The following is a 12,692-nucleotide window of genomic DNA, read 5'->3' on the forward strand; positions in this document are numbered from 1 at the left end:
TCACCTCTTCGCATCATCTTCACCCGGTACGTCGGGAGTGCGCCTACGGGGAGGGGCGGAACGGTGGTGTGGCGGGCGCGGGTGCGTGGGGGTTGATCGCGCAGTTCCCCGCGCCCCAGAGGTGGCTATCGGCGCAGTACCTCTGCCAGCACTCCCAGCGCCGATCCCAGTTCCTCCGCCGTGATCGTCAGCGGCGGTGCCAGGCGGATCGTCGAACCGTGGGTGTCCTTGACCAGGATTCCCTCGCGCATCAACAGCTTGCTCACCTCCCGGCCCGTGCCGATCGCCGGGTCGATGTCGACACCCGCCCACAGACCCCGGGCGCGGAAGCCGACGACGCCCTTGCCCACCAGGTCGGCCAGGCCGTCCCGCAGGACCGACCCCAGCTCGGCCGCCCTGCGCTGGAACTCGCCCGTCTCCAGCAGTTCCACGACCGCCGTGCCCACCGCGGCGGCCAGCGGGTTGCCGCCGAACGTCGAGCCGTGCTCGCCCGGGCGCAGCACGCCGAGGACGTCACGGCGGGCGACCACCGCGGAGACCGGGACGATGCCGCCGCCCAGCGCCTTGCCCAGGAGCAGGACGTCGGGGACGACCGCCTCGTGCTCGACGGCCAGCGTGCGGCCCGTGCGGCCGAGACCCGACTGGATCTCGTCCGCGATGAACAGGCAGCCCTTGCGGCGGGTCAGCTCGCGCACGCCGGTCAGGTAGCCGTCGTCGGGGATGACCACGCCCGCCTCGCCCTGGATGGGCTCCAGGAGCACCGCGGCCGTCGTCTCGTCGACCGCCGCCTCCAGCGCCGCGAGATCGTTGTACGGGACCACCCGGAAGCCCGGTGTGAAGGGGCCGAAGCCCGCCCTCGCCGTCTCGTCCGTCGAGAACGACACGATCGTCGTCGTACGGCCGTGGAAGTTCTCCGCCGCCACCACGATCGTGGCCCGGTCGGCGGGGACGCCCTTCACCTCGTACGCCCATTTGCGGGCCACCTTGATGCCGCTCTCCACCGCCTCGGCGCCGGTGTTCATCGGCAGCACCATGTCCAGGCCCGTCAGCCGGGCCAGGCGCTCCGCGAACTCGGCGAGCCGGTCGTTGTGGAAGGCACGGGAGGTCAGCGTCAGGCGGTCCAGCTGCTGGTGGGCCGCCTCGATCAGGGCCGGGTGGCGGTGGCCGAAGTTGAGGGCGGAGTACCCGGCCAGCATGTCGAGGTAGCGACGGCCCTCCACGTCCTCGACCCAGGTGCCCTCGGCACGGGCGACGACCACGGGCAGCGGGTGGTAGTTGTGCGCGAGGACCGGCTCCTCGGCGCTGATGAGATCGGCGGAGGAACGCGTGCTTACGGGTGCGGTCATGAGCGGATCTCCTGGGTGCAGCATTTGATGCCGCCGCCGGCCTTGTGGAACTCGGAGAGGTCGACGGGGACGGGGACATAGCCGTGGTCGTCGAGGCGCACGGCGAGGGCCTCGGCCTGCGGGGCGATGAAGACGTGCCGGCCATCGGACACGGAGTTCAGACCGAACGCCATCGCGTCGTCCCGGGTCGCGAGCACCGCGTCCGGGTACAGACGTGCGAGTACCGCGCGACTGCCCGCCGAAAAGGCCTCCGGGTAGTACACGATGTTGTTGTTGCCCTCGGAGTCGTCGAGGACGAACAGCGCGGTGTCCAGGTGGTAGAAGTGCGGGTCCACCAACGTCAGGCTGATCACCGGGTGACCGAAGAACTCCTGCACCTCGCGGTGCGCCTCCCGGGTCGTCCGGAACCCGGTCCCGGCCAGCACGTACCGGCCCGTCCAGACGAGGTCCCCCTCGCCCTCGCAGACCGCGGCGGGGCGGTGGACGTCGTAGCCCGCGGTCGTGAACCACAGGTCGTAGTGCGTGGACTCGGGGCGCCGCTCGGGCGCGTGGAAGAGGGAACCGAAGACGCGGCCGCCGACGACGACCGCCGAGTTCGCGGCGAAGACCATGTCCGGAAGACCGGGGACCGGCTCCACGGCGTCGATGGTGTGACCGTGCGTCTCGTAGGCCCGGATCAGTGTCTGCCACTGGTCGTGGGCGAGATCCACGTCGACGTGGGTGTCGGGATGCATCCAGGGATTGATCGCGTACTGCACGGCGAAGTGTCTGGGTTCGCAGACGAGGAAACGCCGTCGGCGCTGCACACGGGAGTCGGACACAGAGGGGTTCCTCCGCTTCCTGCGGTGTCTACTGAGGGTTGACACCAAGGTAGGAAGTGACCGGCATGCCCGACAAGCAACATGGCTTGCGTGTCTGCGCAGGAACGCTGCGTGTTCGGCGGGGAAAACGCAGGTCTGCTGCGTTTACCGACTACGCGTCAGGTGCGGGCTGACTCGCGCCCGCCTCGGGGCTTTCCGGGAGCAGGTGGGACAGCACCATCACGCTGATCGTCTTCCGGATGAAGGGCTCCACCCGGATGCGTTCCAGCACCTCCTCGAAGTGCTCCACGTCCCGCGCCCGCACATGCAGCAGCGCGTCCGCGGCCCCGGTCACCGTCATCGCCGCGGTGATCTCCGGATGGTTGCGCACCACCTCCGCGAGCCGCCGCGGCGGGGCCGCGCCCTCGCAGTACACCTCGACGTACGCCTCGGTGCGCCAGCCGAGCGCCCACGGCTCCACCGTGGCCGTGAACCCGGTGATCACCCCGGTGTCCCGCATCCGGTCCACCCGCCGCTTCACCGCCGTGGCGGACAGCCCGATCACGGCGCCGATCTCGGCGAAACTGGTCCTGGCGTTCGCCATCAGCGCGGTGACGATCTTCCGGTCGAGCTCGTCGAACGCGGCGGTCCTGCTGTTCATGCCGGCACTGTATCCAGCGGGGACGTCCGCACCTCGGCACATGTCCAGTCGTATGAATTACTCCTAGACTCCGGGGTCATGCTGCGCGCCCTGGCTGTCGACGACGAACGCCCCTCGCTGGAGGAACTGCTCTACCTCCTGAACGCCGACCCCCGGATCGGCAGTGTGGAGGGCGCCGGTGACGCCACCGAGGCACTGCGCCGCATCAACCGCGCCCTGGAGTCGGGGCCGCACGGGCCCGAGGCGATCGACGTCGTCTTCCTCGACATCAACATGCCGGGTCTCGACGGCCTCGACCTCGCCCGGCTGCTGACCGGCTTCGCCAAGCCGCCGCTCGTCGTGTTCGTCACCGCCCACGAGGACTTCGCGGTACAGGCCTTCGACCTCAAGGCCGTCGACTACGTCCTCAAACCGGTCCGCAAGGAACGCCTCGCGGAGGCCGTCCGCCGCGCCGCCGAACGCCTCGACAGCGCCCCCCGCATCCCCGTGCACGAACCCGACCCCGACCACATACCCGTGGAACTCGGTGGGGTGACCCGGTTCGTCGCCGTCGACGACATCACCCATGTCGAGGCCCAGGGCGACTACGCCCGCCTCCACACCGACAAGGGCAGCCACCTCGTACGGATCCCGCTGTCCACCCTGGAGGACCGCTGGCGCTCCCGCGGCTTCGTCCGCATCCACCGCCGTCATCTCGTCGCCCTGCGCCACGTCGGTGAACTCCGCCTGGACGCGGGCACTGTGAGCGTCCTGGTCGGCGGCGAGGAGCTCCAGGTCAGCCGCAGACACGCGCGCGAGCTGCGGGACCTGCTGATGAGGAGGCCCTGACCGTGCCGCACCAGGACCCCGTCGAGCGGCGTGTCGTCGTCACCGGACCGCCCCGCCGCAGCCGCCCCGCCTCCGGCTACTACCGGCCGCGCACCGAGATCGACGAACAGACCACCCTCGGCCACACCTACGTCCGCTCCCTGATGCGCACCCAACTGCGCGCCGGCCTCGCCGTGTTCGCCTTCCTGGGACTGCTCATCGGCCCGCTGCCGCTGCTCTTCGCGGCGATGCCGGACGCCCGCCGCCTCGAATGGGCCGTCCTCGGCTTCGGTCTCTACGTCCCCCTCGTCCTGCTGGCCCGCTGGTACGTGCGCCGTGCCGAACGCAACGAACGGGACTTCGTGCGCCTGGTCGAAGACCGATGAACGTTGAGGACCGATGAACTCCAGCTACTCGGTGCCCGCCGTCGCCCTGGTGGTCGTGGCCACGGTCCTTGTCGGCGCCTTCGGCCTGCGCATCTCCCGCACCACCTCCGACTTCTACGTCGCCTCCCGCACCGTCGGCCCCCGCCTCAACGCGGCCGCCATCAGCGGCGAGTACCTCTCCGCCGCCTCCTTCCTGGGCATCGCGGGCCTGGTCCTCGTCCAGGGCCCGGACATGCTCTGGTACCCGGTCGGCTACACCGCCGGCTACCTCGTCCTGCTCTTGTTCGTCGCCGCCCCGCTGCGCCGCTCCGGCGCCTACACCCTGCCCGACTTCGCCGAGGCCCGGCTCGCCTCGCAGGCCGTGCGCCGGCTCGCGGGCGCCTTCGTCGTCGGCGTCGGCTGGCTCTATCTGCTGCCCCAACTCCAGGGCGCCGGACTGACGTTGACCGTGCTGACCGCGGCGCCCCAGTGGCTCGGCGGAGTGATCGTCGCGGCCGTCGTGGTCGCCACCGTCGCCGCGGGCGGCATGCGCAGCATCACCTTCGTGCAGGCCTTCCAGTACTGGCTCAAACTCACCGCCCTCCTCGTCCCCGCCCTCTTCCTGATCCTCGCCTGGCAGGGCGACGGCGCCCCCAGTCACGCCTTCGAGGAACCGGCCACCTTCCGCGAACAGCGCGTCGTGCGCGTCGACTCCAGTCTCGACCTCAAGCTGGAGAGCCCCCTGGCCGTCACGGTCAGCGGCACGGTCGACGGCCGCCCGCACGAGGACCAGAAGCTCCAACTCCCCGCCGGTACCCACCACATCGCCAAGGGCACCCGCCTCACATTCGCCGCGGGCACCACCGTCCCCGCAGCCGACCGCGGCACCAGCGACGGCATGTCGACGTCCCTCGCCGCAGGCCGCGAGGAACGGCCCCTGTACGCCACGTACGGCCTGATCCTCGCCACCTTCCTCGGCACCATGGGCCTGCCGCACGTCGTCGTCCGCTTCTACACCAGCCCGCACGGAGTCGCCGCCCGCCGCACCACCGTCGCCGTTCTCGGCCTGATCGGCTGCTTCTACCTCCTGCCACCCGTCTACGGCGCCCTCGGCCGCCTCTACACCCCCGAACTCACCCTCACCGGCGACGCCGACGCCGCCGTCCTGCTGCTCCCCGAGCGGATGATCGGCGGCCTCGGCGGCGACCTGCTGGGCGCGCTGGTGGCGGGCGGCGCCTTCGCCGCGTTCCTGTCCACGGCCTCCGGGCTCACCCTGGCCGTGGCGGGAGTACTCACCCAGGACGTCCTGCCGACGCGCGGCGTACGGCACTTCAGACTCGGCACCGCCCTCGCGATGTGCGTGCCGCTCGCCGCGAGCGTCCTGGTCGGCGGTCTCCCGGTCGCCGACGCCGTGGGCCTCGCCTTCGCGGTGTCGGCCTCCTCCTTCTGCCCGCTGCTCGTGCTCGGCATCTGGTGGTGGCGGCTGACCCCGCCCGGCGCCGCCGCGGGCATGCTCGTCGGCGGCGGCTCCGCGTTCGTCGCCGTGGCCGCGACCATGGCCGGGTTCCCGGCCACCGGCCCCCTGCACGCCCTGCTCGCCTGGCCCGCGCTCTGGTCGGTACCGCTCGGCTTCCTCACCATGGTGCTGGTGTCCCTTGCCACCGCGAGCCGGGTACCGGCGGGCACGGCCGCGATCCTGGCCCGCTTCCATCTGCCGGAGGAACTGCGGACGGAGGTGAAGGCGTGAGCGGATTCCTCGCGGGCCTGTGCGTGGCGATCCTCCCGCTGCTGGCCACCGGCTTCTGGCTCGGCCGGCGCACGGCCCGCCCGCAGAACCTGGGCGGCCTCGGCACCCCCGTCGAACACGCCACCTTCGAGACCCTGCACACCGCCTCCCTGGCCGCACCCCCGCTGCGGGCCGGGCTGACGGAGGAGACCGCCCGCAGGTCGGCCCGCCGGCTGCGCTCCCTGCTCGGCACCGACGCGCTCTGCCTCACCGACCAGAAACAGGTCCTGGTCTGGGACGGCGTGGGCGGCCACCACCGCACCGAGATCATGGAACGCCTCGCCGGACCGCTGGAGACCGGCCGCGGCGAGGCCTTCCCGCTCACCTGCGACACCCCGGACTGCCCGGTCCGCTGGGCCGTCGTGGCCCCGCTCACCGTCGACGAACGCGTCCACGGCGCCCTGGTCGTCTGCGCGCCCCGTGAGTCGGCCGTCCTGGTCCGCGCGGCCGGGGAGGTCGCCCGCTGGGTGAGCGTCCAGCTGGAGTTGGCGGATCTGGACCAGTCCCGAACCCGGCTGATCGAGGCCGAGATCAAGGCACTTCGGGCCCAGATCTCCCCGCACTTCATCTTCAACTCGCTCGCGGTGATCGCCTCGTTCGTCCGCACCGACCCCGAGCGGGCCCGCGAACTGCTGCTGGAGTTCGCCGACTTCACCCGCTACTCGTTCCGCAGGCACGGCGACTTCACCACCCTCGCCGACGAACTGCACGCCATCGACCACTACTTGGCGCTGGTGCGGGCACGCTTCGGCGACCGCCTCGCCGTCACCCTCCAGATCGCCCCCGAGGTGCTGCCGGTGGCGCTGCCGTTCCTGTGTCTGCAGCCGCTGGTCGAGAACGCCATCAAGCACGGCCTGGAGGGCAAGGCAGACAAGTGCCACCTCCAGATCACCGCCCAGGACGCCGGTGCCGAGGCCCTCGTCGTCATCGAGGACGACGGCGCCGGAATGGACCCGGTCCTGCTCCGCCGTATCCTCGCCGGCGAGGTCAGCCCCTCCGGCGGCATCGGACTTTCCAACGTCGACGACCGGCTCCGCCAGGTGTACGGGGACTCCTACGGCCTCGTCATCGAGACCGCCGTGGGCGCGGGCATGAAAATCACCGCCCGGGTGCCCAAGTACCAGCCGGGCGTGCACTCGGCGGGGCGTCTCGGCGACGGCTGAGTCCGAGGTGCTGCAGGGTCAGGTGCTGCGGGTCAGGTATTGCGCGTGGCGACCATCCCGAGGGTGATCAGGCCCAGCACGACCCAGCCGAACCACAGCCAGCCGTTGCTGCCGAGCGCCACCGTGTAGGCCGTCACCGCGACGAGTCCGCCGACGGTGAGCACCCCCATCGTCCTGGTCGAGCCGTCCGTCGAACCGGTACCGGGCATCGCGACACCCTCCTCAGGATTCGTCTCCCTCCATGGTGCCCCCGTTCTGCCTGCGGACGGTGCACACGACGAAATGAGTGCCGTTCTTCCAGGGGCCCTCACTGGTCCAGGAGCCCGCCGTGTAGAGCGACGGATCGAAGCCGTAGTCGCCCGGCGGCACGTCACGCGCGCACGCGGTGTCCGACTCGGTGCGCGCCTCGGGCAGCGTGACGTCGGGGGCCAGACGGGTGAATCCGAGCACCTGCTCGTCGTAGGAGCCCGCGCACGACACCAGCCGGGCGTCCCGGTTGGTGCGCACGTCCAGACAGTCGCGCCGCTGCATGGTCGCCGTGTCCGCGAACGCCGAGCCCAGCGCGCGATGCGTGCCGATCGGCCCGTAAAGCGGCCCGCTCGCGCCCAGCACCAGACACGCGGTACGCCGCCCCGCGGTCTCGAAGCCCCCGTCGGTCGGTACGACGGCCTGGCTGCGGACGTCCGCGAGCCGCTCCCGGATCTCCCGCGTCCGCTCCTCGCACCTCACCGCCCCCGTCCGCCGCGCCTCCTCCGCCGAGGCCGCCGTCACGAACCCCGTCACCTGGCCGTCGGGGGCCGTGCCGCAGGTCGGGTCCGGCTTCAGCCGAGGTGTCCCGCGGAAACGGTCCGAGCCCGGCCAGTCGGCGATGACACAGTCGCCGTCCCGCAGCGGCTTCGACAGCCCCACGGCCTTGCCGTACGGCTGCCGGGCACCTCCGCCGCCGCCTCCGTTGTCCGGTGACCTGTCGGCCATGGCATACCAGACACCGCCCAGGGCCAGCAGGAGTCCGAGACCGCAGGCGAGCACGGCCCGCAGGGCGTGCGAGCGTTCCCGCCGCCGTCGCCCGCCCCGGGGCGGCGCAGAAGGGGGCACGAAGGGCGGCCGGGCCTCGGTGGGGGGCCGGTGCCCGTTCGGCGGTGGCCCGGGTGGCGGCACCTGCACCCCCGCCCAGGGCGGCTGGGAACCGAGGTCGGTCTGCGTCCGGACGTACGGCTCGGCCTGTGGCGTCACGATCCTCGACAGCGCGGCCTCCGCCTCCGCCGCCGACAGCCGTTCCTGCGGGTCCTTCGCGAGCAGCCCCTGGAGCACCGGCCCCAGCGCACCGGCGCGCACGGCCGGCCGCGGCTCCTCCATGACGACCGCGGTGACTTCGGCGAGGTGCGACTCGCGCTCGAAGGGGCCCATGCCCTCCACCGCCTGGTAGAGCGTGCAGCCCAGCGAGAACAGGTCCGCGGCCGGGGTGGGCGCCCCGCCCGTGGCACGCTCCGGCGCCAGAAAGCCGGCCGTGCCCACCAGCACCGACGCCAGGGTGTACCGCGTCTCCCCGGCGTCCGGCTGCACGGAGATGCCGTAGTCGGCGAGCAGGACGCGCCCGTACGGCGATCCCGAGCGGTCCGGCGCGAGCAGGATGTTCGCCGGCTTCACGTCCCGGTGCATCACGCCCCGCCGGTGCCCCGCGGTCAGCGCGTCCAGCACGGCCAGTCCGATGCGGGCGCACTCGGCCGGGGCCAGCGGCCCGTGCGCGTCGACCAGGTCGCGCAGGTCCAAGGCGTCGGCCACGTACTCCATGACGATCCACGGCAGCCCGTCGTGCTCCAGCACGTCGTGCACGGTCACCACATGCGGGTGGCCGCGCAGCCCGGCCGCGTGCCGGGCCTCCGCCCGGGCCCGGGCCACCCGGGCCTCCCGCTCGTCGGCGGCCTCCACCGGGTCACGGAACACGATCTCCTTGAGCGCGACCTCACAGGCGAGTCTCTGGTCGTGGGCGAGCCACACATGGCCCATGCCGCCACTGCCGAGCGGGTTCAGCAGCAGATACCGGCCGGCGATGACCCGGCCCACTCCCGACGTCGGTGATCCTGAAGGCATCCGGTGACTCTCCGGTTCTGCGGGGCGCTACGTGGCGACGGTCGTGCTCGGCCCGTCCGTGGCGGGCGCACCGGTGGCCGTGGGATCGCTGGTCGCCGGTTCGCTGGTGACTGGGGCGCTGCTCGTCGACGGCGGTGGCGGTGGCGCCGTCGAGGGAGGTGGCGGCGGTGGCGGTGGCGGCGGTGCGCTGCTGGTGTGCGGACCGCCGGCCGGAGACGTGCTGGTGGTGGCCGGCGGACTCGGCGGGCTGCTGGACTTCCCGGCCGACGGCGAGCCAGGGACCGTACTCGACGCCGGCGGGGACGAGGCCTTCCCGGGCTTGCCGCTCGACGAGGACGGAGGAGCCGAAGAGGACTTCCCGGGCTTGCCACTGGACCCCGACGGCCCTGACGACCCCGACGAGCCCGACGGCGGCGGCGTGACGGTGGGCGGTGTCCTCGTCCCCGAGGACGGCGGCGGGGGAGTGGCCGTCGGCTCGGACGCCCCGCCGGAGGTGCTCGCGCCGCCCTCGGCCACGGCCAGCATCACGTACTGCCCGAACGGCAGCTCCGTCCCCGCGGGCGGATCGGTCGCCGTGACCTTCGCGCTGTCGGACGGTGTCACTTGCCCGGCGTACCCGGCCGCCAGCCCGGCGTCGATCAGCTCCCGACGGGCATGGGCGAAGGTCGCTCCGGCGAGATCCGGCACCGCACGCGGCTTCTTCGTGTTGAAGGTGGTGTCCTTCTCGCCGGTCGTGCCGGTCGGCCGGCTGATACCGCGGGCGGGTTCCCGGACGTCGACGAGAGCGATCCTCTCCAGTTTCCGCGGAGCGGGCTTCACGGTCACCACGGCGTCCCGCTCGTATCCCGCCCACTTCTTGTTGCCGTCCTCGAACTGGACGGAAATACGGCTGGTGTCACCCTCGAAGGGGCGCAGCGGATTTCCGCACGAACACTTCACAGCCGGAAGCCCCTGTTCATCGACGAGAATCGCGATTCCCGCCTGGAGCAGGGAGTTGTACGGGACGGCCATTTCCTTCTTGTAGTCGTGGTTCTTGACGAGAGTGTCGTGACGCAGCAGAACCGGTGTGAGTCGGTCCAGATATTCCGGTATCTCGTCCGTGCCGATGTCCAGCACACCGGCCCACGCCTGTGCCTTTTTGTGATTCCTGGGATCGGTGAGGAATCGTTGGAGTGTGGCGACGTCACAGATGGTCGGCTGTTTGCTGCCGCCGTAGAGACCAGGCGTGTCCCCCTGCTGGAGGCTTCCCTGCACGGGTCGCGAGCGCACGGCGGTGTCCTTGCCCAGGCCGCTGCCCTCGTCGAAGAACGGCGCGAGCGACGGCATATGGGCGGCGACCGCCTTGACCGCCGTCAGTGGAGCGGCGTGGTCACAGCCGCTCACCAGTAACGTGAATATCGCCAGCAATGCGATCTTGTGCATAAATGCGCGAAGTGTCATCACCGCTCCCCCCGGCGGTTTACCCAACGCACTTCATGCTACTGAATGCTTCGGAAAGACGAAGCCTTTCAACGCCCCTGCGAGTTCAGTGAGGCCAAATATGCGTTGTACGCCTCGAGTTCCTTGTCGCCGTCCCGGTCGGCGGCCCGGTCCTTGCGCTTGGCCTGCCGCTGCTCGGAGCCGTACCACTGGAACAGCAGTGCGATCAGCACCAGTACGGAGGGGACCTCACTGAACGCCCAGGCGATACCGCCGGCGTAGTTCTGGTCGGAGAGCGCGTCGATGCCGAGCGAGGCGGGCGGGTTCTTGAAGGTCTCCACCATGGGCTCGGACGCCATCATCAGCGCGATGCCGAAGAACGCGTGGAACGGCATCCCGGCGAACAGCTCCAGCATCCGCATCAGATAGCCCGGTCGCTGCGGCCCGGGATCGACGCCGATGATCGGCCAGAAGAAGACGACGCCGACGGCGAGGAAGTGCACCATCATCGCGATGTGCCCGGTCCTCGACCCCATCAGGAAGTCGAAGATCGGCGTGAAGTACAGCGCGTACAGGCTCGCGATGAACAGCGGAATGGTGAACGCCGGATGCGTGACCATCCGCATGTAGCGGCTGTGCAGCAGCGCCAGCAGCAGCTCACGCGGCCCCTTGCGCCCCTTGCCCGCGACGGGCAGTGCCCGCAGCGCCAGCGTCATGGGGGCGCCGAGCAGGATCAGGATCGGCGACAGCATGCTGATCACCATGTGCTGCACCATGTGCACGCTGAACATGACCATGCCGTAGTCGTTCAGCCTGGTGCACATCATCAGTCCGATGGTCAGCACACCGGAGACGAAGGAGACGGTCCGCCCCACGGACCACGAGTCGCCCCGCCGCCGCAGCCGCAGAACCCCCCACACATACAGACCGAGCCCGAGCAGACAGGCGACGAGGAAGAACGGGTCAGCAGACCACTGAAGTCCGCGCCCCAGCGTGAACGGCGGCAGATCCATGGTCATGCCGTGCCCGCTGTGATCCATGCCGACGGCTCCTGATTCGTGGGGGTTGTGCACGTCTGTCCACGCCCAGACTAGAACCGCCCCCGGTCGCGTCTGCGACCGGGGGCGGCTTCTTCAGGTCCGTGCGAGCGATCCAGTGCGCGTCGATCTAGAGGACGCACTCGGCTTCCTCGTAGCGTTCCGCGGGCACCGTCTTCAGCGTCTCGACGGCCTCCGCGAGCGGCACCATCACGATGTCCGTCCCCTGGAGTGCGGTCATGTGCCCGAACTCCCCACGGTGCACGGCCTCCACCGCGTGCCATCCGAACCGGGTGGCGAGAACGCGGTCGTACGCGGTCGGCGTACCCCCGCGCTGCACATGCCCCAGGATGACGGGCCGCGCCTCCTTGCCCAGCCGCTGCTCCAGCTCGATGGACAGCTGGCGCGCGATCCCGGCGAACCGCTCGTGCCCGTAGATGTCCTTAGCGCCCTCGTCGAACTCCATGGACCCGGCCGCCGGCTTGGCACCCTCGGCCGCCACGACGATGGCGAACCGCTTGCCCGCCTCGAAGCGTTCCCCGACCCGCCGCGCCAACTCCTCGATGTCGAAGGGGCGTTCCGGTACGACGATGGCGTGCGCACCGGCCGCCATGCCGGAGTGCAGCGCTATCCACCCGGTGTGCCGCCCCATGACCTCGACGACGAGCACCCGCTGGTGGGACTCGGCGGTGGTCTTGAGCCGGTCGAGCGCCTCGGTGGCGACACCGACCGCGGTGTCGAAGCCGAAGGTGACGTCGGTGACCGCGATGTCGTTGTCGATGGTCTTGGGCACACCCACGATCGGCAGACCGGCGTCCGACATCAGCCGGGCCGCCTTCAGCGTGCCCTCACCGCCGATCGGGATGATCGCGTCGAGCCCGAGCTCCTCGACATGGCCCTTCGCCCGCTCCACACCGTCACGCAGATGCGAGGGCTGGACGCGTGAGGAGCCGAGGATCGTGCCGCCGCGGGCGAGGATGCCGCCGACGGCGTCAAGGTCGAGCTTGAGGTAGTCGCACTCCAGGAGGCCCTTCCAGCCGTCCCGGAAACCGATGACCTCGTCGCCGTGGTCGGCGACGGCACGGTGCACGACGGACCGGATGACGGCGTTCAGGCCGGGGCAGTCGCCGCCGGACGTGAGGACACCAATGCGCATAGCCCGAACAACCTTCTCACCGAGTCGACGTGGGTCGGATCCGGACCACGTCGTCCGGCTC

General features: G+C 70.9%; 12 protein-coding genes. 4 read left to right on the plus strand and 8 right to left on the minus strand.

Annotation, left to right across the window (positions count from 1 at the left end; translation table 11 throughout):
- Positions 1 to 125 precede the first annotated feature (125 nt).
- From rocD to ACFYRX_RS26540, 3 genes are all read right to left on the minus strand, one after another.
- A complete protein-coding gene (rocD, locus tag ACFYRX_RS26530) occupies positions 126 to 1,346 on the minus strand; it encodes an ornithine--oxo-acid transaminase (RefSeq protein WP_389104417.1) in 1,221 nt (406 codons plus the stop codon).
- Positions 1,343 to 2,167, minus strand: a complete 825-nt coding sequence (ddaH, locus tag ACFYRX_RS26535) for a dimethylargininase (RefSeq protein ID WP_389104420.1) — start codon at positions 2,165 to 2,167, stop codon at positions 1,343 to 1,345. Before ddaH ends, rocD begins: the two co-directional genes overlap by 4 nt.
- Positions 2,168 to 2,318: 151 nt before the next feature.
- Entirely contained in the window at positions 2,319 to 2,807 is a 489-nt protein-coding gene (locus ACFYRX_RS26540) for an Lrp/AsnC family transcriptional regulator (protein ID WP_389104422.1), read from the minus strand.
- A 78-nt stretch (positions 2,808 to 2,885) separates the two neighbouring features.
- On the opposite strand from ACFYRX_RS26540, the gene ACFYRX_RS26545 reads away from it, so the two are divergent.
- From ACFYRX_RS26545 to ACFYRX_RS26560, 4 genes are read left to right on the plus strand one after another with little or no spacing between them, the layout of a single operon-like run.
- Positions 2,886 to 3,635: a LytR/AlgR family response regulator transcription factor gene (locus tag ACFYRX_RS26545; RefSeq protein ID WP_389104424.1), complete on the plus strand. Its 750-nt coding sequence runs from the start codon at positions 2,886 to 2,888 to the stop codon at positions 3,633 to 3,635.
- Between the two features lie 2 nt (positions 3,636 to 3,637).
- Positions 3,638 to 4,000: a hypothetical protein gene (locus ACFYRX_RS26550; RefSeq protein WP_389104426.1), complete on the plus strand. Its 363-nt coding sequence runs from the start codon at positions 3,638 to 3,640 to the stop codon at positions 3,998 to 4,000.
- A 13-nt stretch (positions 4,001 to 4,013) separates the two neighbouring features.
- Positions 4,014 to 5,726: a cation acetate symporter gene (locus ACFYRX_RS26555; RefSeq protein WP_389104429.1), complete on the plus strand. Its 1,713-nt coding sequence runs from the start codon at positions 4,014 to 4,016 to the stop codon at positions 5,724 to 5,726.
- Positions 5,723 to 6,928, plus strand: coding sequence for a sensor histidine kinase (locus tag ACFYRX_RS26560; RefSeq protein ID WP_389104431.1), 1,206 nt, complete (start codon positions 5,723 to 5,725; stop codon positions 6,926 to 6,928). Before ACFYRX_RS26555 ends, ACFYRX_RS26560 begins: the two co-directional genes overlap by 4 nt.
- A gap of 32 nt (positions 6,929 to 6,960) precedes the next feature.
- Here ACFYRX_RS26560 and ACFYRX_RS26565 read toward each other — a convergent pair whose 3' ends face one another.
- The 5 genes from ACFYRX_RS26565 to ACFYRX_RS26585 all read right to left on the minus strand — a co-directional run bounded on the left by ACFYRX_RS26565 (position 6,961) and on the right by ACFYRX_RS26585 (position 12,631).
- Complete coding sequence (locus ACFYRX_RS26565) at positions 6,961 to 7,137, minus strand: hypothetical protein (RefSeq protein WP_389104434.1); 177 nt, start codon at positions 7,135 to 7,137, stop codon at positions 6,961 to 6,963.
- A 13-nt stretch (positions 7,138 to 7,150) separates the two neighbouring features.
- Positions 7,151 to 9,019: a protein kinase gene (locus ACFYRX_RS26570; protein WP_389104437.1), complete on the minus strand. Its 1,869-nt coding sequence runs from the start codon at positions 9,017 to 9,019 to the stop codon at positions 7,151 to 7,153.
- 27 nt (positions 9,020 to 9,046) lie between these two features.
- Entirely contained in the window at positions 9,047 to 10,441 is a 1,395-nt protein-coding gene (locus ACFYRX_RS26575) for a DUF6777 domain-containing protein (RefSeq protein ID WP_389104440.1), read from the minus strand.
- An 86-nt stretch (positions 10,442 to 10,527) separates the two neighbouring features.
- Positions 10,528 to 11,478 carry a cytochrome c oxidase assembly protein gene (locus tag ACFYRX_RS26580; protein WP_389104442.1) on the minus strand — a complete coding sequence of 317 codons (951 nt, stop codon included), beginning with the start codon at positions 11,476 to 11,478 and terminating at the stop codon, positions 10,528 to 10,530.
- Between the two features lie 127 nt (positions 11,479 to 11,605).
- Complete coding sequence (locus ACFYRX_RS26585) at positions 11,606 to 12,631, minus strand: 6-phosphofructokinase (protein WP_389104445.1); 1,026 nt, start codon at positions 12,629 to 12,631, stop codon at positions 11,606 to 11,608.
- Positions 12,632 to 12,692: the final 61 nt, after the last annotated feature.

The organism is Streptomyces sp. NPDC005374, from assembly GCF_042872225.1.
Lineage (GTDB): Bacteria > Actinomycetota > Actinomycetes > Streptomycetales > Streptomycetaceae > Streptomyces.